The sequence below is a fragment of the Flagellimonas pelagia genome (assembly GCF_003584135.1).
Classification (GTDB): Bacteria; Bacteroidota; Bacteroidia; order Flavobacteriales; family Flavobacteriaceae; genus Flagellimonas; species Flagellimonas pelagia.
The window spans coordinates 86,715-110,675 of record NZ_QXFI01000013.1 but is presented as its reverse complement, the minus strand read 5'-3'; the positions used below and the strand labels follow the sequence as shown (position 1 = coordinate 110,675).

Here is a 23,961-nt window from a genome sequence, read left to right as displayed (position 1 = left end):
CAAGTTAATCAGTAGTTGAAGAATTCCTTCTCCATGTTCTCACTAATTTTGAACATCTTATTAAGGATCGTATCCAAGTTGCCCTGAATGTCGTCCTGAATCTCCTCGATTTGTTTAAATTCGAATTCCGCCCTTATTTTTCCAACCATAAAGGCCGTAGAGCTTTTCTCGTACTCCACTTTTTTATCCAGCTCGTGGATGTGTTTGTACACTTGGTTGATGCAGTTCATGAAGGACCGGGGACATCTCCCATTCAAGATCAAGAACTCTAGGGTAGAAGAGCTATTGGGCGATTTTTTGTACAAACGTCGCATCATGTCATAACTTTCGGCACATTTAAGCAAGGTACTCCATTCGAAACTATTGCCAATAGGGTCACCATAACTCCCTTGGGCCATAAGGGCATCGTTGAATTTGGTATTGATGATGCGGGTTACCTGAATGGCCCGTTCAATGTTGACACCCAACATGATGATGGCGTACACTTCATCGTGTAGCAGTGTTCCCCTGATTTTTCCACGGAGTACGGCAGTCATTTCCGTTACGTTCACGGTAAAATCATACAAATTGGTCTTTACGAATAGTTCCTTGGAATAATTCATCACAAAATGATAAAACTTGTTCAGACTCTCATATAATTCGGTGGAAATCAAATCACGAGAACTATTGGCATTTTCCCTTGCCGTTTTGATACTACTTATGATGGAAAAGTTTTTTTCGGGATTCAATCCAATATCATACAGCACACTTTCCTCATCCAATAACAAGGTGTCATCGTAAACGGGATCCCCTACCATAAACAACATGGACCGAAGCACAAATTGCCTGGATTGGGACAATTGGTTGGGCGCATCCAAAGAAGAAAAATAATTCACGTTCATAAACCGGGCAACGTGTTCGGCCCGTTCAATATACCTGCCCATCCAGAACAGGTTGTTGGCTACTCTTGCTAGCATAGTGTTCTTATTGTTTTAATACCCAAGTGTCCTTGGAACCCCCACCTTGTGACGAATTCACGATCAGATTTCCTTCTTTCAATGCCACGCGGGTCAAACCGCCTTTCAATACAAACTGTTTGTCTTGGCCCAGTACGGTATAGGTTCGAAGGTCTATATGCCGTTGTTCGAATGATTCTTTTGCATCGATATAAGTGGGATGTACGGATAATGACATGATAGGCTGTGCCACAAATTTCCTTGGATTGGCCTTTAATTTGACCTTTACTTCCTCGATTTCTTCCTTGGTAAGTTTGTTTCCTATGGAAATGCCATAGCCCCCGGCTTCATCCACAGGTTTTATGACCAATTCACTGATGTGGTCCAGTACATATTGAAGCTCATCGGGTCTACTACAATGATAGGTATGTACATTTTTGAGAATGGGCTCCTCGTCCAAATAATATTTAATGATGTCCGGAACATAAGTGTAAATGGCCTTGTCGTCCGCTACCCCGGTTCCTGGGGCATTGGCAAGCGTTACGTTTCCTTTTCTGTAGGCAGCGAACAATCCAGGTACACCCAAGGAAGAATCGGGATAAAACTCCATAGGGTCTATGAACAGATCGTCAATCCTGCGATATACCACATCCACCCGAACAGGACCCTGTGTGGTTTTCATATAGACAAAATCGTTTTCCACAAAAAGGTCACGTCCTTCCACCAATTCAACCCCCATTGCCTTTGCCAAATAGGAATGTTCATAATAGGCCGAATTGAACATGCCCGGAGTGATGACCACACAAACAGGGGAATCCACACCTGGTGGTTTTACGCTTTCCAATAGATTGAGCAGATTCTCGGCATAATCGGTTACTGTGTGTGTCTTATAATGGTTAAAAACACCAAAAAGGGCACGTTTTAGGGCTGTCCGATTACAGATTACGTAGCTGACCCCGGATGGGCATCTGATATTATCTTCCAAAACATAATAATTACCATCGGAATGTTTGATGATATCCGTGCCGGAAATATGGTTGTAAATCTTGCTGGGTGGGTCCACATACATCATCTGGTGTAGATAGTTGGGGGAAGAACTCAGAAGCTCTATGGGTACAATCCCATCCTTCACTATTTTTTTATCGTGGTATACATCCCATAAAAAGTGGTTCAGGGCCAAGCTCCTTTGTATAGCACCTTTTTCAATGATTTCCCATTCTTTGGGGTCGATGATTCTGGGAAACAGGTCAAAAGGGAAAATTTTCTCCTGGCTTTGCTTATCCCCGTACACTTGAAAAGTGATCCCTTGGTTAAAAAAGGAAGATTTTGCCTTATTGTTCAAGGTAACATAGTCTTCAATCGACCTAGCCCCATAGAGGTCCAACAGCTTCTGATACACTGATTTAACGTTTCCGTCCTTTCCAAAAACTTCATCGAAGAGCCCATCTTTCCTATCATAACTGGAAAAAATGGTTTTATCTGTATCTGGCCCCATATTCTTTTTTTATTAAAATATGGATTTCCAATGTTTTATGAAATAAACATTGCATAAAAATGAGGGGTTTAAAAAAGAGAACAGATAAAAATCAGCCTCAATTTTTAACAAATTAAGTTTTGTGCCCGTCCATTGTTAGATGCAGTGTTTTTTAAAATGAATTCCATATTTTTAAGGTCTATTACAAACCAACTATGAAGAACTCAACTACCCTCATTGCATTGTTTTATTTTGTCTGCTCCGCTTTAGGTGCACAGACCTTTGAAAAGGCCAAGGATTTTCAAAAATTCAGTGGTTATTTCAATTTTTTCTATGATGACAAGACCGATAAGATTTACCTGCAGGTCGATGATCTTGAAAAGGATTTTTTATACGTCTATTCCTTAAGCAGTGGGATAGGTAGCAACGATATTGGCCTAGATCGTGGACAATTGGGGAACGAGCAGGTGGTATTCTTCAAAAAGGCAGGAAATAAACTGTTGTTGGTACAACCCAATTTAACCTTTAGGGCGATTACCGATAATGAACTGGAACGCAAATCCGTCGAGCAGGCCTTTGCAAAATCCATTTTGCACGGATTTAAAATAGAGGAGGAGTCCAAAGGAAGCTACCTTATTGATTTTACAGATTTTTTGATGCGCGATGCCCATGGAGTGGCCAACAGACTGAAAAGGTCCAAACAAGGTTCTTATAGTGTGGACGCAAGCAAAAGTGCCTTGGCCTTTGAACGTACCAAGGCATTCCCGAAAAATGTAGAGTTTGATGTGACCCTTACCTTTAAAGGTAACCCGGAAGGTGCCTGGATTCGTTCCGTGACCCCGGACCCAAGCCTGGTCACTGTGGCCCAACACCATTCCCTTGTTGAGCTGCCTGATAACAAATATGAAAAAAGGGATTTTGATCCGCGTAGCGGTTCCTATCCTTTCTCCTATTATGATTATGCCACTCCGGTTCAGGAGCCCATTTTGAAGCAATTCATCAGAAGACATCGATTAGAGAAGAAAAATCCAAGTGCCGCAGTGAGCGAAGCTGTGGAGCCTATTGTGTATTATTTGGATAATGGCACCCCGGAGCCCATTCGTTCCGCATTGATGGAAGGGGGCAAATGGTGGAACCAAGCCTTTGAGGCCGCGGGATATAAAGATGCCTTCCAAATGAAAATATTGCCCGATGATGCCGACCCTCTTGATGTACGGTACAATGTGGTGCAATGGGTGCACCGTTCCACTAGGGGATGGAGCTATGGTAGTAGCGTGACCGACCCACGTACGGGAGAAATCATTAAAGGTCACGTGAGTTTGGGGAGTCTACGGATTCGTCAGGATTTTATGATAGCACAAGCCTTGATGAACAAACCTTTTGCGGAACGTGACGATAATTACCAACCCATGCTGGATCTGGCTTTGGCAAGGATCAGGCAGCTTTCCGCCCATGAAATTGGACACACTCTAGGATTTGCGCACAATTTTGCGGCAAGCACCGTGAACAGATCTTCGGTAATGGACTACCCACATCCACAATTTGAACTGGATGGGAACAACATCAGTTTTGCCAATGCATATGATACCGGTATAGGCGAGTGGGACAAGGTAATCGTGGCCTATTCCTATTCCGATTTTCCTGCAGGCACAAATGAAAAGCAAGCGTTGAACGCCATTTTGAAAAAGGCCCAGGATGATGGATTGCGTTACATCTCCGACCAGGATGCCCGCCCAACAGGAGGCGCGCATTTATTGGCCCATTTGTGGGACAATGGAAAAAGTGCCAGTCAAGAATTGGAGAGCATGCTCGAAATCCGTAAAAAAGCCATCGATAACTTTTCCATAGACAACATTAGAAGTGGAGAAGCCTATTCCACATTGGAAGATGTGTTTGTTCCCCTGTATTTTTTCCACAGGTATCAAGCCGAAGCAGTTTCCAAGATCATAGGTGGCTTGGATTACAACTATGCTGTTAAGGGAGGTGGCCAATTTGCCGTAAAACCCATCAATGCCGCTGTACAGGAGCAGGCCATGAAGTCTATCCTTAAAACCTTGGATGCCGAGGTCATTGCCGTTCCAAAAGATAAATTGGACCTTTTTCCACCACGGGCCATTGGGTTCAACAGAACAAGAGAATCGTTTAAAGGAAGAACGGGAGTAAGCTTTGATGCCTTGTCAGTAGCTGAGACGGCTGCGGATATGACGCTTGGTTTGCTGTTGCACCCTGAGCGTGCTTCCAGATTGATCCAACAAAAGAGTTTGGACAAAAATCAAATGGGACTCAAGGAAGTATTGGACGAAACCATTAAGGGGACTTTTGACCTTTCCCATAGGGATGATTATGAGGAAGAGGTACAGAACACGGTCAATTTTAGAGTACTTTACCATATCATGAATTTGGCGGCCCATACCGATGTGCATCCACAGGTGAATGCTATTGCTTTGGAAGCCCTCAAGAATTTAAAAACACAGCTGTTAGGCAATGGTAAAAGTGCCATCTCAGCAGAAATGGTGCAGCGGATTGATGATTTTATGAAAGATCCTTCCAAATTTAAACTTATTGAGGTACCTCAAATCCCTGATGGTTCACCCATTGGAATGGATTGTAATTAATATTTGTCCAAAATTTTTTGGACACATGTATGAGTATCCGTATTGATTTTATAGCCAAAGTTAAATTTAGGACAGCCAAAGAAGGGGGGAGAAAGTCACCAGCAGTGGAAGGTTATCGACCTGATTTAAAGTTTGAATTTTCTGAGTCTATGTTTATGGCACATCAAAGCTGGATAGAAAAAGACATTGTCTACCCAGGAGATGAAATTCATGCTAGAGTAACTTTAGCATCGCCACATTTGTTAGCAAATAAACTCGCAATAGGCACTGGTTTCACACTTAATGAGGGCATATACATAGTCGGGTATGGACAGATTGAAGAAATTATTAATCCCGATCTAATAAAAAAAGTATAAACAATTGTGGAGATTAACTTAATCAGTGATACGGTCACCAAGCCCACACCGGGCATGTTGGAGGCCATGATGCAAGCCAAGGTGGGTGATGATGTTTTCAAGAACGATCCCACGGTCAATACATTGGAGGCCAAAGTAGCCGAGTATTTTGGTATGGAAGCGGCCCTATTTTTTCCAAGTGGGACCATGACCAATCAAACGGCAATCAAAATACACACCCAACCTGGGGACCAATTGATTTGTGACAAGTATGCCCATGTCTATAATTATGAAGGCGGTGGTGTCAGCTTCAATAGCGGGGTTTCCTGTAAACTTGTGGATGGAAATCGTGGCATGATGACTTCGGAACAAGTGGAAGCATCCATCAATCCGCCCGATTTTTACCATAGCCCGTTGACCACTTTGGTCTGTATTGAAAACACAACGAACAAAGGTGGTGGGGCTTGCTGGGATTTTACGGAGCTGCAAAAAATTGGAAAAGTCTGCGAAGACCATAATCTAAAATACCACTTGGATGGTGCCCGATTATGGAATGCCTTGGTCAAGAAAGGGGAAGACCCAAAAGCCTATGGCAAGTTGTTCGATACCATCAGTGTTTGTTTGAGCAAGGGTATGGGTTGTCCCGTAGGTTCGGTATTGGTGGGCAACAAGGAACATATCGATAAAGCCCTACGCATTCGCAAGGTATTTGGTGGAGGCATGCGACAGTCAGGGTATTTAGCCGCAGCGGGTATCTACGCCATGGACCACCATATTGACCGACTGGCCAAAGACCATCAAAAAGCAGAAGAAATAGGGGAGGTGCTTGTTACCTTGGATTTCATCAAAAAAGTGGAGCCCATCGAAACGAACATCATCATTTTTGAGATTGATGAAACCAAAATGTCTTCAGCAGCCTTTTTGGAACAATTGAGCCAAAACCAAGTATCCATTATCGGAATGGGTCAGGGGAAATTGCGTATCGTCACCCATCTAGATTATACGGAGGAGATGCACCAACGTTTCTTGAACATCCTGACAACCATAGGTTGAATTTGTCACTTCGAGCATAGTCGAGAAAGATATTGTAATTGGTCTCGACTGCGCTCTACCTGACATTTAAAGTTCAAGTATCAAGCTCAAGTTCAAAACATCCAAAAATCCAGCAATCCGACCTAGTTCTCGATACATTTTCTCCGTGCTGCCCACTCTGAAAACACTCGAACTGATGACCCTCCACTGATTCCTAACTACTGAATACTAACAGCTAGCTACTTCATAAAGGAATCCAAGCCAGGAATGTTGGGCATTCCTTCCTTGGCAACGGCAGCAAGTTCAGCCTCATGGATGTTGGTTGCTTTAGCAATGGCCTTGTTCAAGGTAAGGATCAAGTAGTCTTCCAATTGCTCTTTGTCTTCCAGAAGGGAATCGTCAATGGATATGGATTTTATTTCGCGATTGGCGGTCAAGGTCACTTTCAACAATCCATCTGCTGACTGCTCATCAACCAGAACCGTGTTCATACGTGCTTTGGTTTCCTCTACTTTTTTCTGGGTTTCCTTCAATTTACCCATCATTCCCATGATATCTCCAAACATAATTTCAATTTTAAAGGTGAGTAAGGTCAAAAGTAGTAAATTGGCTAAAACCTAAAACCGATGAAACTGACTATTTCTAGAATTCATATTCTGGTTTTATGCCTTATTTTTGCAAGCTCTTGCAAGAACAGTAAAGAAGAATCAATGAACATAGCCCCACCAGTGGCCCCAAAACATCCAACTAAGTTGGAAAAGCACGGCGATGTACGGATCGATGATTATTATTGGATGAACAATAGGGAGGACCAACAGGTTCTGGACTATTTGAACGCCGAGAACGAGTACTACCAAAAAATGACAGCCCATACCGTTCCCTTCCAGGAAGAACTTTATAAGGAAATGAAGAGAAGGATCAAGGAAGATGATTCCTCGGTACCCTACAAATTGGATGGATATTGGTATATTACCCGTTATGAGGAAGGGAAGGAGTACCCTATCCATTCCAGAAAAAAGGAAAGCTTGGATGCTGCTGAAGAGTTGATGTTCGATTGCAACCAAATGGCCGAAGGTCATGAGTTTTTCAACTTAAGGGGAATTTCCGTGACCCCTGATAATACGTTGGCAGCTTTTGCTACGGATACCATTTCTAGGCGACAGTATAATATCCAGATCAAGAATTTGAAGACGGGTGAAATTTATCCTGACATCATCAACAACACCACAGGAAGTTCCGTTTGGGCCAGTGACGGCAAAACCTTGTTCTACACCAAAAAGGACCCTGTGACCCTGCGTTCAGACCGTATTTTCAAGCATGTTTTGGGAACCCCTTCGGAAGATGATGTGTTGGTCTTTGAGGAACTAGACGATACCTACAACACCTTTGTGTACAAGACCAAATCCCGAAAGTATATCGTAATCGGTTCTGGCAGTACCCTGACCACCGAATACCGAATTTTGAATGCCAATGACCCGAATGGGGAGTTCAAGATATTTTCTCCACGTGAAAAAGGTGTGGAATATTCCATATCCCATTATGATGGCAATTTTTATGTGTTGACCAACAAGGATGGGGCCACCAACTTTAAGTTGATGAAGACTGATGAGGAGCACACCGCTTCCGATCATTGGAAGGAATTTATTCCCCATCGGGAAGAAGTTTTGTTGGAGGATATTGAAATCTTTAAGGATTATTATGTGCTCTCCGAAAGGGAAAACGGTCTCAACCAGATGAAAATCTCCAAATGGGACGGTTCCGATAGTTATTACCTTCCTTTTGAAAGTGAAACCTATGTGGCCGGACCTTCCACTAATTTGGATTTCGACACCAAGGAATTGCGTTACTACTATAATGAAATGGGTGCTCCATATGCGATGATCGATTTCAACATGGAGACCAAGGCCAAAACCGTTTTGAAGGAGCAAGAAGTGTTGGGAGGTAAGTTCGATAAGAACAATTACAAGACCGAGCGCCTTTGGGCCACGGCCAGGGATGGCAAAAAAGTGCCTATTTCTTTGGTGTATAGAAAAGACACTCCGCTAGATGGCACTAGTCCATTGTTGCAATATGGATATGGATCTTATGGAGCTACCATTGATCCTTATTTTTCTTCGGTACGGTTGAGTTTGTTAGATCGAGGCTTTGTTTATGCCATTGCCCACATTAGGGGCGGTGAGTATTTGGGCAGACCTTGGTATGAAGACGGAAAACTGTTGACCAAAAAGAATACGTTTACCGATTTCATCGATGTTTCCAAATTCCTGATCGAGAAAAAATATACCAGCCCGGAACATTTGTATGCCATGGGCGGTTCTGCAGGTGGACTTTTAATGGGAGCCGTAATCAACATGGCACCGGAACTGTATCACGGTGTAATCGCCGCTGTACCTTTTGTGGATGTGGTTACCACTATGTTGGATGATACCATTCCGTTGACCACCGGTGAATATGACGAATGGGGCAATCCAAATGACAAGGAATACTATGATTATATCAAAACGTATTCCCCTTATGACAATGTAGAGGCCAAGGCCTACCCGAACTTATATGTGTCCACAGGTTTGCACGATTCCCAAGTACAATATTGGGAGCCAGCAAAATGGGTGGCCAAGTTGAGGGAGTATAAAACCGACAATAACCAACTGTTTTTGGATACCAATATGGATGCCGGACACGGTGGTGCCTCTGGGCGTTTTGAGGCTTTGAAGGAGACCGCCAAAGAGTATGCCTTTATTTTAGACCTTGAAGGAAAAGCCCTTTAAAAATAAAATATTACTTTTGCAGGGAACAATTTTCTTATCTTTAGAAAAATGTTCCCTACCTAATACCAGTTATGAAGAAACAGATAAATGCTTATAGCAGTATCCTAGACCTAATTGGAAGTACCCCCTTAGTCAAGCTTAACAAGATTACAGCCCCACTTACCGGAAACTTCTACGCCAAACTGGAAGCCTTCAATCCTGGGCATTCCTCAAAGGACAGAATTGCGATCCACATTATTGAGGAAGCCGAAAGAAAAGGTATCCTGCAACCCGGTAGTACCATTATAGAAACTACTTCTGGGAATACAGGTTTTAGTCTGGCCATGGTGAGCATTGTTAAAGGTTACAAATGTATTTTGGCCGTTAGCTCCAAATCCTCACCGGACAAGATTGATATGCTTCGCTCCATGGGAGCCAAGGTATATGTTTGCCCTGCGCACGTAAGCGCGGACGATCCACGATCGTACTATGAAGTGGCCAAGCGTTTGCATAGCGAAACAGATAATTCCATCTACATCAACCAATATTTTAACGAACTGAACATTGATGCCCACTACAAGACCACAGGTCCTGAAATTTGGGAACAGACCAATGGACAGATTACACATTTGGTAGCGTGTAGTGGAACTGGTGGTACTATTTCTGGTATTGCCCGCTATTTAAAGGAGCAGAATCCGAACGTGAAGGTTTTAGGTGTTGATGCCTATGGTTCCGTATTGAAAAAATACCACGAAACAGGTGAGTTCGATCACAATGAGGTATATCCCTACCGTATAGAAGGATTGGGGAAAAACCTGATTCCATCCGCTACCGATTTTAATAGTATTGACCGTTATATAAAGGTGACCGATGGCGAGAGTGCCCATATGGCCCGTAAATTGGCCCACACCGAAGGTATTTTTGCAGGGTACACCAGTGGTGCTGCCATGCAGGCCTTGTACCAATTGGATACCGAAGGCGAATTCACTGCCAACAGTAATGTAGTAGTGGTATTCCCCGATCACGGTTCACGTTATATGAGCAAGGTCTACAGCAATGAATGGATGGACAATCAAGGCTTTTTTGATATCCAAGATGCGGAAGTACCAGAAAAAATAGAATACATCAAGTAATGAATACTTCGCGATAATATTAAGGAACGGCAATGCAAAACATTGCCGTTTTTTTATGCTAAAAATTCGTTGTGCGAGCAACGTAAAAATATATACTTTTGCAATTGAATCAAATTTTAGGTAGATGAGAGATTTATTTGATAGAATCATTGAAAACAAGGGACCGCTGGGAAAATGGGCTTCACAGGCCGAAGGATATTTTGTATTCCCGAAATTGGAAGGACCCATTTCCAACCGCATGAAGTTCCAAGGAAAGGATGTCATAACGTGGAGTATCAATGACTATCTGGGGCTCGCAAATCGACCGGAAATCAAAAAAGTGGACGGTGAGGCCGCTATGGAGCATGGTGCCGCATACCCCATGGGCGCTCGTATGATGAGCGGGCATACCGATTACCATGAGCAGTTGGAGAAAGAATTGGCCGCATTTGCACATAAACAAGCAGCCTATCTATTGAACTTTGGCTATCAAGGCTTTATGTCCGTAATCGATGCTTTGGTTTCCAAAGATGATATTATTGTATACGATGTGGATTGCCATGCCTGTATTATTGATGGTGTCCGTTTGCACATGGGCAAGCGTTTCACTTTTAAGCACAACGATCCTGAAAGTTTGGAGAAAAACTTGGAGCGTGCGACTAAAATGGCGAATGAGACCGGTGGGGGTATCCTAGTGATTTCTGAAGGGGTGTTTGGTATGCGCGGTGAGCAAGGTATTCTAAAAGAGATTGTTGCTCTCAAGAAAAAATATAAGTTCAGGTTGTTGGTGGATGATGCCCACGGATTTGGAACCTTGGGTAAAACCGGTGCCGGAGCAGGAGAGGAGCAGGGCGTTCAGGACGATATCGATGTGTATTTGGCCACATTTGCCAAATCCATGGCAGGAATTGGTGCATTTGTAGCTGCTGATAAAGAGATTGTGGAGTATTTGAAATACAACCTAAGGTCTCAGATGTTCGCAAAATCCCTTCCCATGGTATACGTAAAAGGAGCCCTAAAACGTTTGGACATGCTCCGTACCATGCCAGAATTGAAAGCAAAATTATGGGAAAACGTGAATGCCCTTCAAAATGGTCTTAAGGAACGTGGTTTTGATATAGGAACCACCACCAGTTGTGTAACCCCTGTTTATTTGAATGGAAGTATTCCCGAAGCGATGGCCTTGGTGAAAGACCTTCGTGAAAATCATGGAATCTTCTGCTCGATAGTGGTGTATCCGGTAATCCCCAAAGGATTGATCCTTTTGCGTTTGATTCCGACGGCCACCCATACCATGGAAGATATCGCCGAAACATTGGATGCCTTTTCATCCATCCGTGAGCGTTTGGAAAATGGGACTTATAAGCGATTGTCCGCAGCGGTTTCTGCAGCGATGGGAGAATAATTATCCAAAAAAGCATACAAAAGAAAACCGTACAAGTTCATCAACTGTACGGTTTTTTATTGTCACAAATCTCGTCGAACCAAAACAGCCAATTTCTTAGGGGCCACTTCGCAGTACGCGCAGGTCAAAGCATCTTTTAATATATCTTTTTCCAAGGTTCCCAATTCCACAATCGTCCATCCTTGTTTTCCCCATTTATTTGGTACGGGATAAATTTTTCCTGGACTCATTTTGGTGAAAACATCTTGATTCACTTCTGATATCTTCAGTGTGGCAATATGTTTACTGGAATCATACGTAGCAAAAATTTTATTCTTGATCCGAAAGGAAGTCTTTTCAAAATGTGGTGCCTCCTGAACTTCAGGAAAGGAAAAAACAATCGATTTGAATTCTTCAAAAGTCATGTTACAAGATAGTCAAATGGAGTATTGCCTTTTATAGAGTATCTATTTTCCCTTTATTCCATTGTTACTTTGATCCAATCCTTAATGATATTCCTTAATTCAGAGGCACTGTTTTCAATTTCCGTTTGGTTTTTGAAAGATGCCACGGCCCTGTCATTTTCCTTCCAAACAAGCAGTTTTGAATTTGTTGCCAATAATCTTTCTTTGGGTTGCTCCAATTTTTTCACCCCACGATGAAAAATCAATTGGATTTGTTTTGGGGGTTGGATTTTCATGGTGATTCGATCGGCATCTCCTATGCAGTAATTCGGGCCGTTCCATTTCACATTTTCAGTAAGCGTTGGTTCGGCGTTCAAAATCAATTTTCTTAACTGTTCGATTTCGGCGCGTAACGGATGGTTGAGTCCATCCAGAAATTCTGTAACTTCTTGGTTCATATGGGTGGCGTTTGTTTAAATTTTCTTCTGGATTTGCCAATAATGACCAAAGGGGTCCCTGAACATGCCTTGTCGATATCCATAGTCATGATCGGTAGTGGGATTAATTAAGGTAGCACCTGCCGAAATAGCCTTTTCCATCACATGCCGCACATCGGGAACGAATAAACCGATTATCGTGGTGACACCCTTCGCACTTTTAGGTTCAAGGGAATCTATGCCTCGCATGGTTTCATGTATATGGAAAATAGCCCCGTCAAAATCCAATTCGGCTACGTGGATACTGCCATCATCATTTCGGAAACAAAAATGTTCAACCGCTCCCCATCTGGTATAAAAATCGATTTCGAATGTCCCATTGGGAATATGCAGTTCGGGAGCGAAGTGGGTCAATCTTTCATTCAGCATAAATTTAGAAAAGATTGAAGGTTAAAAAGTACTTGTATCCGCCTTGGTTGATCATAATCCAGGCAGCTAATTTATCCGTCTCAGGCTCAAATAATAATGTACCTAAAGGGTTTTCGGGTTCATCCTTTCTGTAATAAGCAAAAACGTTGGAATCTTTCGTATACATTTTTTTACCATCGATACTTTTTTTGGCCACTTTTTCTTCAAATGGCTCATAGATTTTATGATCTTTATAAAATCTAATGGGTTTTGCATCCAAATTTTCCAATCCAATGCTGTCCAAGGTTTTTCTGAAATACTGGAAGAGGTCATCAAAGGCTGCTAATCGCTTTATCTTTCTTTGTTGGACCGTATCGCTCAGGACATTGTCAAAATAGATATATTTCTGGAACAGCGTGTCTTTGGAAATTTCGGTTTCCTTCTTTTTATGGACATAATGGACCAACTCGGTAAGCTTTGTATATTGGGCCTTTTCACTTTCACTCCATTTTTCGGAATTTAGTTTTTGCCCAGAGCAGATGTAGGGTGCCAATAAAAGAAACCCGATTACTATTTTGCCTATTTGGGTTCTCATATAACGCATCGCTTCTAAGTTTATGGACTTACTAAAATTCAGAAAAAACTGCCATAAAACCAATAATAAACAGGTCAAATCAAATGAAGGTGCTTTCAGAATGCTCTATTTCAGAAAGGCTGATGTTTTTGGAGGGAAGGTTTTTAATTTTCCATCTTAAAAATCAAACTATCCAATTCCCAATATTTTTCCTTCATCAAGCTTAGGGCAAAGGCGCAGCCAGCGGCACTGAACACGGAATAATCAAAAGCACCCTTGATTCCTGTTGAAAAGGTCATGGATATTGCGAACAATAGCAGCAAAATACCACTCAATTTAGCAAACAATTCCGTTTTAAATCCAATCAATAAGAAAATTGCAAAAACTATCTCGGCCGCTGTAGCCAAAATTCCTAGGGTCGGTTTGAACGATTGTGGCATCCATGGATTGATCAATCCGGTATAGGCAAGGAAATTTTCCCAATTGCCCCAAACGGATATTTCCGGGCTCCAAATTCCAAAGCGATCTGCGACGGCTGATAGAAAACTGCCAGCCAAAGCCAGGCGCAAAAAGAGTTTTACATACTTATTCTTCATGTTCGTTTGCTGTTATAATCTTGTATTCAACTTATTCCGCAGCATCCTTGGGATTTGGAATGACTGGATTTTGATAAATGGGACCAAGGTCTTCGTCCTTTTTATGCGATACGTTGAGTGTATGTGTCAATTGCAACCAAAAAGCATTGGTATGGATGTATTGCCCGGCAGTGGAGGTGTTAAAAAATTGATTGTTCCATGCCAAGGCCACGGACATCCATTTGTTGAACTGCACGGTGGGGGAGACCACAAACCGATTCTTGTCGAAAACATTATACACAATTTCCTTTCCGGCATTGATCATGATCTCATCACTGATGCCCAAACTCAATTTAAAATCGGGGTTTTCCTTGGAAAGTGCTGTAATGGGGATACGCGTCGAGAGTGCATACCGAAATCGAACCGCAAAGGTGTTTTCCGATTGGATTTCTCCATCTATAACAGGATTGTGAAAGCGTTGTTCAAATCGGAACCGATGGCTCACTCCAAATTTTTTGGCCGGATTCGCCCTGACCAACAATTCTTCATAGGGCCTGAATTCCGCAAGATAGGTGGCACCCTCACGTTTTAGTTCCGCATAGGTAAAACCGGAACTTAACCGAATCGTACTATTTAAATTATAACCGGCACCAATCCTGCCAAAAAATAGAGTATATTTTTCAAAACTATCCCGCCATCTGGTTCCCGTATTACCAAAAAGATTCCATTTTTCACTCGTGATGATATTCAGATTGTATTGGAGCCATTGTTCCCCTCGGTGGATGATTTCTTTTTCTTGGGCATTATCTTGGTTAGGCCACAAGAGTGTCAACAGGAGTAGCCCTATAATGGGCCACTTAATCTTCATGGAAACTAGTATTTTGGTTTGTCGGAGGTTGTGAGGTTGGCATTTGGTTGGTTATTTATGGTTATAAGTCTTTTCGATAGGTACGACGCCTTTTGTGGGTTATGGGATCAAAATGCTTCCACATTTGTCTAATGGCCACATTCTCCTCCAACTCAGGCGTACGAATGCAATTGACCACTCCTTTTTTCTTGAAGGTATGATGAAACTCGTTGAAAATGATGGAAGTGACCCCCTTGTTTTGATAGGATGGATGAATACCGATCAAATAAAAAATAACATCCTTACTGTTCTTTTTTGCACTCAACAGATGAAAGATTCCTGTTGGGAACAATTTTCCATTGGCTTTTTGCAAGGCCTTGGAAAAAGATGGCATAACTATCGCGAAAGCCACCAAATTATCTTCGGAATCCACCACAAATTTGATGTATTCCGGATTGATGAAACTGATATACTTCTTTTTGAAATATTCTTTTTGGATGTCCGTTATCCGAACAAACGATGAAAGCTTGGCATAGGATTCGTTGAACAGGTCGAACATTTTATCCACCCACGGCATGATTTCAGAACTTTTCTGAAAGTTCATTTCCTTGAGGCCATAGCGCTGCTTGATCAACACATTGGCTTTCTCAAAAAGCTTGGGGTCCGCATTGGCCGCCAAAAACTTGTTCTCCAAATATTCCTTTTCCTTTACAAAACCGTGGTGTTCGTAATGCGATTGGTAATACGGATGATTGTACCAGGTAATCATGGTGCCGATATGGTCAAATCCTTCAATGAGTACGCCTACTTTGTCCAGGTTCGAAAAGCCAACGGGACCTTCCATGTACTCCAGTTGATGCTGCAATCCAATTTCCCTGACCTTGTCCAAAAGAGCTTTGGAAACTTCAAGGTCATCCTCAAAATCGAACCAGCCAAACCTCATTTTTTTCAGACCTTGGTCCTCCACCTCCAACCAATTGATGATGGCGGCAATCCTTCCGACTACTTTGTTCTCTTTGTAAGCCAAAAAGAAGGTTGCTTCCGCATTTTGGAAAACGGGATTTTTCTCAGGGTCAAAGGACTCCATCTCGTCATTGATGATGGGAGGCACCCAATAAGGTGAACCTTTGTAAAGGGAAAAGGGGAATTTTACGAAGGTTTTTAAATCTGATTTGGATTGAACCTGCTTTACGGTAACCATAGATCCTATTTAGAACCTCAATATTAGGAATATTACCTTCAGCAGAAAAATGATGGACACAAAACTTAGAAATCTATGTCATCTTTGTTCTTTTTCTTCTTCTTTTTTGAGTTTTTCTTATTCGCGTTCTTCTTTATTGTGCCATTTTGACCAGCTTTTTGATCATCTATGGGAATGAGTTGGTCTTTATGGAAATCCAAACGGTAAGAAAAGCCCAAAACCACAAATACACGAGAAGGGGAGTCATTAAACCCAGAACCCATGTGAATGTCTGCCTGAAAATTGGAGCTGATCAAACGGGCCACACCGGTACGCAGAATAACATCGGAGTAGCGGTCGCTGGAAATCCCCTGTCCTTCAAAGAAAACGCTCCAGCGGGGATCCCGAAAAGCGTGGCTAAGCGATAAGGCCACACGCCATTCCGGGAAATCGGTCCCGATTCGGTCATAGGCAATATTGGAAATCAACACAAACCTTGGGGACAATCTACTTTGCGTATTAATGGCCCCTCTGTAGGAAAGGCTTGGGTCACCTGGATAAAATGGGTTATCGTTGAATAAAAAGTTTGCCCCGGCATACACCGATACGGCCGGAATCAAATTCTTCCACTGAAAAACATTATTGGCCCGCCAGCTATACAAATTGGGTTTGTTACGCTCAGGATTTTTGTAGGGGTCATAGACCAGATATTTCAAGCCTAAGCGGTTTCTGGAGAAATTGGTCAGTTTGCCTTCAATGTTGTAATCGGGATAGGTGATGTTTTGTTTGATGAAGGATCCTTCGAGATTGATTTCCAGTTCCTCAAAAAGCAATCCGTAGCGTAGCGCAAAATCGGTTCCGAAAATGTTCGAATCGGAATTCAAGTCTGCATTGTCCTGCTGCTCGTACAGCAATCCAACCTCCACTTGGGCCACGTTTTTTCCTACGGCGTAGGCACTTACGGCCCTTCCGGGTCTGTTGGAATTGATGACGTCTGTATACTGCGCACACAACAGGGCAGGGAACAGAACCAATGCAAAAAGGCACTTTTTAAGCATGGAGAGATCCATATAACTGGTTTTTAATACTATTTTAAGATACGTTTGACCGTTTTCCGTTACTAACAGTGTAATTTTGATACAATAACTGAGGTTATATGGTTTTACTACAAACGATTTTAATTGTCATATTAGTATACTACGCCCTGAAATTGCTCTGGACGTGGTTGGCCCCTAGATTGCTCAATTATGCGGTGAAGAAGACCAGTGAGCGGTTTGGCCAACAATTTGGCGATAATCAAGGATACGGGAGAACACAGGAAAGAGAAGGGGAGACTTCCATATTTCAAAAGCCTCCTAGAAAGTCCAATCCTTCAAAAAAAGTTGGAGAATACATAGATTTTGAAGAAATTGACTAATATTTGTCTTTTCAAAACCTATCCATGAATCTTTCTCCAAAGGCCCTAATCACCCATTTTTGTGTAATCGGACTGCTGATTCTTGTGTCATTGGTCTATTTTTATCCAGTGCTACAGGGCAAGGCCATTTTTCAATCGGATATTGCCTGGTACAAGGGCATGTCCAAGGAAAGAGACGATTACAAAGCGGCCACCGGAGAAGAGTCGTATTGGACCAATAGCGCTTTTGGTGGGATGCCCACGTATCAGTTGGGGGCCAATTACCCCAATGATTATGTCAAGAAATTGGACCATCTGATTCGATTTTTACCCAGGCCAGCAGATTATCTTTTTCTATACTTACTGAGTTTTTACATTTTATTACTCTGCTTAAAAGTAGATTTTAGGCTGGCGGCCCTGGGGGCTCTTGCCTTTGGATTTTCTACCTATTTGATTATCATCTTGGGCGTTGGGCATAATGCGAAGGCCCATGCTTTGGGATATATCCCCATGGTTTTTGGTGGGATTGTTTTGGTTTTTAGAAAGAAATATATCCTCGGCTTTATTTTGACGGCTTTGGCCATGGCGTTGGAAATCAGTGCCAACCATTACCAAATGACCTATTATTTTATGTTGTTGGTCTTGGTGATGGGATTGGTGTATTTGGTTTACGCAATTAAGGAAAAGGAACTGAAACACTTTTTTGTCTCGGTGGGAATCTTGGTATTGGCCGTGGTGCTCTCCATTGCGACGAACGCCACCAGTTTGATGGCCACCAAGGAGTATGCCGATTGGAGTACCCGAGGGAAATCGGAGCTCACCATAAACCCAGATGGAAGCCCTAAAGAAGTAACCAATGGACTGGACAAGGAGTATATTACTCAATACAGCTATGGCATTGCCGAATCGTTGGATTTGTTTTCACCCAGGCTTTTTGGAGGATCGGGAGGAGAGGATTTGGGCAAGGATTCCAAGGCATACGAATACCTGACCAATCAAGGACTACCACCTAGTAAAGCGTTGGAATTTTCCAGTAGTTTGCCTTTGTACTGGGGTGATCAACCCATTGTGGCGGGTCCGGCCTATGTTGGGGCCATTATTTTCTTTTTGTTCGTACTGGGTGTTATTTTGGTGAAAGGGAAGAAGAAATGGTGGTTGTTGATAGGGGCCATCTTGTCCCTGGTTTTATCCTGGGGTAGGAACTTTTCAGTGCTCACTGATTTTATGATCGATTACTTTCCATTATACAACAAATTCAGGGCAGTTTCTTCCATTCAAGTGGTATTGGAACTTTGTCTCCCTGTATTGGGAATATTAGGTTTGTGGGAGCTTTTCAAAGCTTCCGTGGATAAAAAGGAAAAACTCAATGCCTTAAAATGGAGCTTTTTCATCACCTTGGGATTGGGAGTTTTTATATTTCTGATCAAAGGTTTTTTCAGTTTTGAAGGCTTGCGAGACGAAATGTACCGTGGGTATTTCGGGGATGATGTCATGACCATGATCAAGCGTGATCGCGAAGCTGTTTACGTAAACGATACCATACGTTCTTTGATTTATGTGGTTTTGGCCGCTGCAGCCCTATGGTTTTTCATCAAAGAAAAAATGGGAAAGAATCTATTGGTCTTGGCATTGGGTGCTTTGATTCTGTTCGATTTGGTAGGCGTGGATCTTCGTTATGTGAACGAGGACGATTTTGTGCGACAAAGAGAAGTGAACGAGCCCTTTCAGGCGAGTAAAATTGACCAGTTGATTCAACAGGACGATTCCATTTTTAGGGTTTTTGACCCGGAAGAAGGAGTCAATGGTTCCAGAACATCCTATTTCCATAAGTCGATAGGGGGGTACCATGCCGCTAAACCCCGTGCCCTGCAAGATCTGTTCGAGTATCACTTGTACCAGAACAACCTGCAGGTGTTGAACATGCTTAACGTAAAGTACATCATCCAAAAAGATGATGATGGCAGCAGTTTCCCGGCCATCAATCCAGATGCCAATGGCAATGCATGGTTTGTTGATCAATTGTTGCCCGTTTCCTCTGCTGATGAGGAGATTATGAAACTAAAGGATTTCAATTCCAAAAAACAGGCCGTCATCAATACCAAAACCTATCCGACCCAAACCAAGCTCCGATTTGAGGTGGATTCATTGGCAACTATCGGTTTGGTGGAGTACCGTCCTGACTATCTTAAATACAAATCCTCAAATGCCAACGATGGATTCGCGGTCTTTTCCGAGATGTACTACCCATCTGGTTGGGATGCCTATATCGATGGTAAACTAGAACCTCATTTTAAAGTGGATTATGCCCTTCGTGGTTTGAAGGTCCCTGCAGGCACTCACGAAATCGAATTCAAATTTGAGCCCCAAGTCATTGAAAAAGGTGGCCAAATTGCCCTTGCAGCCAACATCTTATTGGGATTGATCGTTGTTGGAGGAGCAGGGTATTCGTTATTTGGTAGAAAATCCGAGGATTCGTAATGCAAAGGATTTTGGTCATAGCATACTATTGGCCTCCTGCCGGGGGACCAGGGGTACAGCGATGGCTGAAGTTTGTAAAATACTTGCCTGAATTTGGATACGAGCCCCTGATTTATGTTCCTGAAAATCCAAGTTATCCCATCACGGACCGTAATTTGGAAAAGGAGATTCCCACAACTGTTCAAATCCTGAAACAACCGATTAAAGAGCCCTATGGCTGGGCAGCTTTGTTATCCAAAAAGAAAACCAAGACCATTAGTTCGGGAATCATTCAAGATAAAAATCCTTCTTTAGCCGAAAGGATACTTTTGTGGATACGCGGAAATTTTTTTATTCCGGATGCCCGAAAAGGTTGGGTAAAACCCTCAATCCATTTTTTGGCCAAGGTCATTGCTGATGAGGGCATTCAGACCATTGTTACCACTGGTCCTCCACACAGTTTACATTTGATCGGACTGGGTCTGAAAAGAAAATATGATATCCATTGGATTGCTGATTTTAGAGATCCTTGGACTTCTATCGGGTATCACAAAAAATTACGTTTAATGTCATGGGCGGCAAAAAAACACGAATCCCTTGAAAAGGAAGTATTGGTTTCTGCCGATAAAATAATTGTAACTAGCCAGACCACACGGAGGGAGTTTGAAGCCATCACCCCAAAACCCATAAAGGTGATCACCAACGGGTTTGATGAGCATCTTGCCCCAAAGGAATTGGATCAGGATTTTACCATTTCACACTTAGGCTCGTTATTGACAGGTAGGAATCCCTTGGGACTTTGGCAGGCTATAAAGGAGCTTATTGCTGAAAATGAAACTTTCCAAAAAGCATTGAAGATCAAATTGGCTGGTGTCATCAGCGAGGAAGTCCAGAAAAGTTTACAATCTTTCGGTTTGGATACTTTTGTGCAACAATTGGGATATTTACCTCATGACCAAGTGACTGAAATTATGCAATCTTCCCAAGTTTTGCTGTTATTGGAAATTGATTCCGAAGAGACCAAGGGCATCATTCCTGGTAAATTGTTCGAATACCTGAATGCAAAACGGCCCATTTTAGCCATTGGTCCAAAGGATTGGGAGGCAGGGAGCATGGTCAAAGAATTAGAGGCTGGCAAGTTCCTTCAACATTCCGATGTGTCATCGCTAAAAAATGTACTTTTGGATTGGTTCAACCAATACCAAGAAGGAAAATTGGAGTGTCACTCCGTGGGAATTGAACAATATCACAGGAGGGCACTTACAGAATCCTTGGCAAAATTCATCTAATGGGCGTTGTTCTCAAACAATCAATACAAAATGTGGTGGTGACGTACATGGGCTTCATTTTTGGGGCCGTGAACACACTTTTCCTTTACACCAAAATCTTACCGGCTGAATACTATGGTCTTGTGACCTTTATTTTGGCGTCCGGCGCCATTCTCATGCCTTTGATGGCCTTTGGGGTACAAAACACCTTGGTGAAATATTATAGTTTTTATTCGGATGATGAAAAGGATGGGTTCCTTACCCTAATGGTACTTGTTCCGCTGCTTGGAATCATCCCCGTGGCATTGATTGGGCTTTTTTGGTATAATCCTCTAGGAGATTGGGTTTCCCAGGTCAATCCCATAGTAAAACACTATTTGTGGTATGTATTTTTTGTCGGGTTCGCCACGGCCTATTTTGAAGTGTTCAATGCTTGGTGCAAGGTGCATATGAAATCGGTCTTTGGCAATTTCATGAAAGAGGTGTTTGCCAGGGTGGGGGTTTCCATACTGTTACTCCTTTATTATTTTGAGGTGATTTCCCTTGATTTGTTTTTCAAGTGCTTGGTTGGTCTTTATTTGTTGCGGACCATCATTATCAAGATTTATGCATTTTACCTTCGATTTCCTAAGTTGAACTTTCATTTCCCAGCAGGGACCAGGGAAATTCTTTCCTATTCGTTTTTGATCATTTTAGGAGGCTCGGCCGCTCTCATCCTATTGGAAATAGACAAAGTGATGCTCAACCAGTTCGTCAACATAGAAAATGTAGCCTATTACGGGGTTGCCGTTTACATTGCCACAGTGATCATTGTGCCTTCCAGGGCCATGCACCAAATTACCTACCCCTTGACGGCTGAGCTGTTGAATCTGGGGGATTCTGAAGGGTTGAAGAAATTGTACCAAAGAAGCTCACTGACCCTTTTTATTGCTTCCGGGATTTTGTTCGTGTTGATCATATTGAACTTGAATGACCTATACTTATTAATCCCTGAAAACTATCGAAGTGGTTTTACCATTGTTTTCTTGATCGGATTGGCCAAGGTGCTGGACTCTATTTTGGGCAACAACAATTCCATCCTTTTCAACTCCCAATACTATAAATCGGTATTGGTATTTGGGGTAGGGTTGGCCATTCTTACCATTGTGCTCAACTATTGGCTCATTCCTAAAATGGGGATGGAAGGTGCGGCATTGGCCAGTTTTGTTTCCATTTTAATATTTAATATGGTCAAATTGGTTTTTGTGAAAATGAAATTCGACATATTGCCATTTACCCAAGCTACACTTAAGGTGTTGGCCACATTGGTATTGCTTTCCGTACTGTTCAATCTGTTCCAGTTTCCGTTCCACCCCATCATCAACATATTGTTGAAATCTTCTTTGATCATGGTGATGTACGTGGGCATCCTATACCGCTTTGACATTTCGGAAGATGTAACGGGCATTCTATCCAAATGGTTGAAAAAAAATACCCCGTAGCGGATAAATCCAACTACGGGGCAAACAACTAACCAACCTAAAAACTCTCTTTTATTCGTTGTGTCTGGAACTTCTTGTTGTAGAAGCTCTAGAGCTACTTTTCTTTGCCACGGTATTGGAGCTACGGTTTCCGTTACCATTGGAACTCCTTGCAACCGTTCTTTTGGATTCGTTGCCCCTGCTCACTGTGGCCCTACTATTATTGCCTCTGGTTTCAGGCTTTTTGTAGGTACTTTTAGTGGTGTGGGTCACTGTTCTACTATCTGGAGTTGTTTTTACCGTCCTTTGGGTAACACTCCTACTGTTAGGCGTACGGGTAACACTTTTCTGTGAAATTTCCCTGCTGCTTCTAGCATTATTGTCAGCTCTTCTGTAATCGCTATTCTTTACAGTTCTAGAAGTTGAGGCCTGTCTTTTCACCGTATTGTTGGAACGGGTCACAGCATTGCCTTTTCTATAGGAATTCTGCTCCACATATTTGTTGCTTCTACCATAATCTCCACTTCTTCGAATACTTTTATTATCACGTACGGTTACCCTTTTATCATTTCTATAGATGTTGTCCCTTCTATAGTGATTGTCATTGCGATACACTTTACCTACATGAGCATAGGCTCTTCTGGTGTTGTATCTGTAAGGGGCATAGTAGGTGTATCTTACTGGGCTATAGTACCTTCTGTAAGGAGAGGTATATACGTTACAGAATCCGATGGCAGGTCTTGCAAAATACCTGTGGAAGGGTCTGTACACATAGTATCTGTTGTATACGTTGATATATCCGGTATAGTGGCTGAATACACCGCCATTGTAGTACACATGAAGACCGCCGATTCTACGGACTCTACCATTATTGTACCAGATGTCCACACTACCGATTTGAGAAACACGTCCGTAATAATCGTAGAAGACAGGAATGTTTTCTACTTGGATCACGGCACCGTAATCGTCATACTGTACATAAGGATTATAATCGTAACCGGAGTTGAAGGTAATCCCAACATTCCCTATCTGGGCACCTATGCCAACATTCACGCGACTATCCATATAGAAGTCGAACTCACCATCAGGATACACTGAAAAAGTAACCCCGTCTTCCACAAAGATGAAGGAGTTTCCATATCCACGGATGGTACTGGTGCTAACTGTATTTTCTATGGTTGCGGCCTGGATGTTCGGTAACCCAAGAGCAACTGCGGCTATTAAGAGTACTAACTTTTTCATACTACAAGGTTTTATGTTCTAGATGCAACTATTTGCATCCACCCTTATAGTATCAATCAGCGTGCCAAAAATTATAAACTAT

The 23,961-nt window shown here is 42.4% G+C and carries 22 protein-coding genes; 10 read left to right on the top strand and 12 right to left on the bottom strand.

The window, feature by feature from the left end; genetic code table 11:
- Positions 1 to 8: 8 nt before the first annotated feature.
- Together D2V05_RS04975 and D2V05_RS04970 are read right to left on the bottom strand one after the other, a co-directional pair.
- Positions 9 to 956 carry an alpha-E domain-containing protein gene (locus D2V05_RS04975; RefSeq protein ID WP_119646419.1) on the bottom strand — a complete coding sequence of 316 codons (948 nt, stop codon included), beginning with the start codon at positions 954 to 956 and terminating at the stop codon, positions 9 to 11.
- Positions 957 to 963: 7 nt separating this feature from the next.
- Positions 964 to 2,430 (bottom strand): circularly permuted type 2 ATP-grasp protein, encoded by a 1,467-nt coding sequence (locus D2V05_RS04970; protein ID WP_119646418.1) that lies wholly within the window; start codon positions 2,428 to 2,430, stop codon positions 964 to 966.
- 194 nt (positions 2,431 to 2,624) lie between these two features.
- Here D2V05_RS04970 and D2V05_RS04965 point away from each other — a divergent pair, with 194 nt between their 5' ends.
- Genes D2V05_RS04965 through D2V05_RS04955 form a run of 3 tightly spaced genes read left to right on the top strand, consistent with a single transcriptional unit; the run spans position 2,625 to position 6,412 of the window.
- On the top strand, positions 2,625 to 5,024 hold the full coding sequence (locus D2V05_RS04965) for a zinc-dependent metalloprotease (protein WP_119646417.1): 2,400 nt from the start codon (positions 2,625 to 2,627) through the stop codon (positions 5,022 to 5,024).
- Between the two features lie 29 nt (positions 5,025 to 5,053).
- Positions 5,054 to 5,380: an EF-Tu C-terminal domain-related protein gene (locus D2V05_RS04960; protein ID WP_119646416.1), complete on the top strand. Its 327-nt coding sequence runs from the start codon at positions 5,054 to 5,056 to the stop codon at positions 5,378 to 5,380.
- Between the two features lie 6 nt (positions 5,381 to 5,386).
- Positions 5,387 to 6,412: a threonine aldolase family protein gene (locus D2V05_RS04955; RefSeq protein WP_119646415.1), complete on the top strand. Its 1,026-nt coding sequence runs from the start codon at positions 5,387 to 5,389 to the stop codon at positions 6,410 to 6,412.
- 218 nt (positions 6,413 to 6,630) lie between these two features.
- Here D2V05_RS04955 and D2V05_RS04950 read toward each other — a convergent pair whose 3' ends face one another.
- Positions 6,631 to 6,957: a YbaB/EbfC family nucleoid-associated protein gene (locus D2V05_RS04950; RefSeq protein WP_119646414.1), complete on the bottom strand. Its 327-nt coding sequence runs from the start codon at positions 6,955 to 6,957 to the stop codon at positions 6,631 to 6,633.
- A 60-nt stretch (positions 6,958 to 7,017) separates the two neighbouring features.
- On the opposite strand from D2V05_RS04950, the gene D2V05_RS04945 reads away from it, so the two are divergent.
- The 3 genes from D2V05_RS04945 to D2V05_RS04935 all read left to right on the top strand — a co-directional run bounded on the left by D2V05_RS04945 (position 7,018) and on the right by D2V05_RS04935 (position 11,652).
- Positions 7,018 to 9,156, top strand: coding sequence for a S9 family peptidase (locus tag D2V05_RS04945; protein WP_119646413.1), 2,139 nt, complete (start codon positions 7,018 to 7,020; stop codon positions 9,154 to 9,156).
- 71 nt (positions 9,157 to 9,227) lie between these two features.
- Complete coding sequence (locus D2V05_RS04940; protein WP_119641707.1) at positions 9,228 to 10,268, top strand: cysteate synthase; 1,041 nt, start codon at positions 9,228 to 9,230, stop codon at positions 10,266 to 10,268.
- A gap of 124 nt (positions 10,269 to 10,392) precedes the next feature.
- Positions 10,393 to 11,652 carry a cysteate-C-fatty acyltransferase gene (locus D2V05_RS04935; RefSeq protein ID WP_119646412.1) on the top strand — a complete coding sequence of 420 codons (1,260 nt, stop codon included), beginning with the start codon at positions 10,393 to 10,395 and terminating at the stop codon, positions 11,650 to 11,652.
- 62 nt (positions 11,653 to 11,714) lie between these two features.
- On the opposite strand, the gene D2V05_RS04930 is transcribed toward D2V05_RS04935, so the two are convergent.
- From D2V05_RS04930 to D2V05_RS04895, 8 genes are all read right to left on the bottom strand, one after another.
- Positions 11,715 to 12,056, bottom strand: a complete 342-nt coding sequence (locus D2V05_RS04930; RefSeq protein ID WP_119646411.1) for an MmcQ/YjbR family DNA-binding protein — start codon at positions 12,054 to 12,056, stop codon at positions 11,715 to 11,717.
- A gap of 53 nt (positions 12,057 to 12,109) precedes the next feature.
- Entirely contained in the window at positions 12,110 to 12,493 is a 384-nt protein-coding gene (locus tag D2V05_RS04925) for a DUF1801 domain-containing protein (RefSeq protein ID WP_119646410.1), read from the bottom strand.
- 15 nt (positions 12,494 to 12,508) lie between these two features.
- Entirely contained in the window at positions 12,509 to 12,901 is a 393-nt protein-coding gene (locus D2V05_RS04920) for a VOC family protein (protein ID WP_119646409.1), read from the bottom strand.
- A gap of 4 nt (positions 12,902 to 12,905) precedes the next feature.
- Complete coding sequence (locus tag D2V05_RS04915) at positions 12,906 to 13,475, bottom strand: hypothetical protein (RefSeq protein ID WP_119646408.1); 570 nt, start codon at positions 13,473 to 13,475, stop codon at positions 12,906 to 12,908.
- 143 nt (positions 13,476 to 13,618) lie between these two features.
- Entirely contained in the window at positions 13,619 to 14,050 is a 432-nt protein-coding gene (locus tag D2V05_RS04910; RefSeq protein ID WP_119646407.1) for a DoxX family membrane protein, read from the bottom strand.
- A gap of 31 nt (positions 14,051 to 14,081) precedes the next feature.
- Positions 14,082 to 14,897, bottom strand: coding sequence for a DUF2490 domain-containing protein (locus D2V05_RS04905; RefSeq protein WP_119646406.1), 816 nt, complete (start codon positions 14,895 to 14,897; stop codon positions 14,082 to 14,084).
- Positions 14,898 to 14,958: 61 nt separating this feature from the next.
- Entirely contained in the window at positions 14,959 to 16,077 is a 1,119-nt protein-coding gene (locus tag D2V05_RS04900; protein ID WP_119646405.1) for a GTP cyclohydrolase, read from the bottom strand.
- Positions 16,078 to 16,142: 65 nt separating this feature from the next.
- The gene (locus tag D2V05_RS04895) at positions 16,143 to 17,126 is read right to left on the bottom strand and encodes a transporter (RefSeq protein WP_119646404.1); all 984 of its coding nucleotides are present in this window, start codon (positions 17,124 to 17,126) and stop codon (positions 16,143 to 16,145) included.
- Positions 17,127 to 17,212: 86 nt separating this feature from the next.
- On the opposite strand from D2V05_RS04895, the gene D2V05_RS04890 reads away from it, so the two are divergent.
- From D2V05_RS04890 to D2V05_RS04875, 4 genes are read left to right on the top strand one after another with little or no spacing between them, the layout of a single operon-like run.
- The gene (locus D2V05_RS04890) at positions 17,213 to 17,473 is read left to right on the top strand and encodes a DUF4834 family protein (protein WP_119646403.1); all 261 of its coding nucleotides are present in this window, start codon (positions 17,213 to 17,215) and stop codon (positions 17,471 to 17,473) included.
- A 24-nt stretch (positions 17,474 to 17,497) separates the two neighbouring features.
- On the top strand, positions 17,498 to 19,930 hold the full coding sequence (locus D2V05_RS04885; RefSeq protein WP_119646402.1) for a glycosyltransferase family protein: 2,433 nt from the start codon (positions 17,498 to 17,500) through the stop codon (positions 19,928 to 19,930).
- Positions 19,930 to 21,198, top strand: a complete 1,269-nt coding sequence (locus tag D2V05_RS04880; RefSeq protein ID WP_119646401.1) for a glycosyltransferase — start codon at positions 19,930 to 19,932, stop codon at positions 21,196 to 21,198. Before D2V05_RS04885 ends, D2V05_RS04880 begins: the two co-directional genes overlap by 1 nt.
- Complete coding sequence (locus D2V05_RS04875; protein ID WP_119646400.1) at positions 21,198 to 22,658, top strand: lipopolysaccharide biosynthesis protein; 1,461 nt, start codon at positions 21,198 to 21,200, stop codon at positions 22,656 to 22,658. The genes D2V05_RS04880 and D2V05_RS04875 overlap by 1 nt, the downstream gene beginning before the upstream one ends.
- Before the next feature lie 51 nt (positions 22,659 to 22,709).
- Here D2V05_RS04875 and D2V05_RS04870 read toward each other — a convergent pair whose 3' ends face one another.
- Positions 22,710 to 23,879, bottom strand: a complete 1,170-nt coding sequence (locus tag D2V05_RS04870) for a hypothetical protein (protein WP_119646399.1) — start codon at positions 23,877 to 23,879, stop codon at positions 22,710 to 22,712.
- Positions 23,880 to 23,961 lie beyond the last annotated feature (82 nt).

Bases quoted from the DNA above. Each gene is read 5' to 3' on its own strand.
- D2V05_RS04930 (WP_119646411.1), bottom strand. From the start codon at position 12,056: ATGACTTTTGAAGAATTCAAATCGATTGTTTTTTCCTTTCCTGAAGTT.
- D2V05_RS04935 (WP_119646412.1), top strand. From the start codon at position 10,393: ATGAGAGATTTATTTGATAGAATCATTGAAAACAAGGGACCGCTGGGA.
- D2V05_RS04945 (WP_119646413.1), top strand. From the start codon at position 7,018: ATGAAACTGACTATTTCTAGAATTCATATTCTGGTTTTATGCCTTATT.
- D2V05_RS04915 (WP_119646408.1), bottom strand. From the start codon at position 13,475: ATGAGAACCCAAATAGGCAAAATAGTAATCGGGTTTCTTTTATTGGCA.
- D2V05_RS04880 (WP_119646401.1), top strand. From the start codon at position 19,930: ATGCAAAGGATTTTGGTCATAGCATACTATTGGCCTCCTGCCGGGGGA.
- D2V05_RS04970 (WP_119646418.1), bottom strand. From the start codon at position 2,430: ATGGGGCCAGATACAGATAAAACCATTTTTTCCAGTTATGATAGGAAA.
- D2V05_RS04950 (WP_119646414.1), bottom strand. From the start codon at position 6,957: ATGTTTGGAGATATCATGGGAATGATGGGTAAATTGAAGGAAACCCAG.
- D2V05_RS04910 (WP_119646407.1), bottom strand. From the start codon at position 14,050: ATGAAGAATAAGTATGTAAAACTCTTTTTGCGCCTGGCTTTGGCTGGC.
- D2V05_RS04875 (WP_119646400.1), top strand. From the start codon at position 21,198: ATGGGCGTTGTTCTCAAACAATCAATACAAAATGTGGTGGTGACGTAC.
- D2V05_RS04925 (WP_119646410.1), bottom strand. From the start codon at position 12,493: ATGAACCAAGAAGTTACAGAATTTCTGGATGGACTCAACCATCCGTTA.
- D2V05_RS04870 (WP_119646399.1), bottom strand. From the start codon at position 23,879: ATGAAAAAGTTAGTACTCTTAATAGCCGCAGTTGCTCTTGGGTTACCG.
- D2V05_RS04975 (WP_119646419.1), bottom strand. From the start codon at position 956: ATGCTAGCAAGAGTAGCCAACAACCTGTTCTGGATGGGCAGGTATATT.
- D2V05_RS04900 (WP_119646405.1), bottom strand. From the start codon at position 16,077: ATGGTTACCGTAAAGCAGGTTCAATCCAAATCAGATTTAAAAACCTTC.
- D2V05_RS04885 (WP_119646402.1), top strand. From the start codon at position 17,498: ATGAATCTTTCTCCAAAGGCCCTAATCACCCATTTTTGTGTAATCGGA.
- D2V05_RS04920 (WP_119646409.1), bottom strand. From the start codon at position 12,901: ATGCTGAATGAAAGATTGACCCACTTCGCTCCCGAACTGCATATTCCC.
- D2V05_RS04960 (WP_119646416.1), top strand. From the start codon at position 5,054: ATGAGTATCCGTATTGATTTTATAGCCAAAGTTAAATTTAGGACAGCC.
- D2V05_RS04895 (WP_119646404.1), bottom strand. From the start codon at position 17,126: ATGGATCTCTCCATGCTTAAAAAGTGCCTTTTTGCATTGGTTCTGTTC.
- D2V05_RS04890 (WP_119646403.1), top strand. From the start codon at position 17,213: ATGGTTTTACTACAAACGATTTTAATTGTCATATTAGTATACTACGCC.
- D2V05_RS04940 (WP_119641707.1), top strand. From the start codon at position 9,228: ATGAAGAAACAGATAAATGCTTATAGCAGTATCCTAGACCTAATTGGA.
- D2V05_RS04965 (WP_119646417.1), top strand. From the start codon at position 2,625: ATGAAGAACTCAACTACCCTCATTGCATTGTTTTATTTTGTCTGCTCC.
- D2V05_RS04905 (WP_119646406.1), bottom strand. From the start codon at position 14,897: ATGAAGATTAAGTGGCCCATTATAGGGCTACTCCTGTTGACACTCTTG.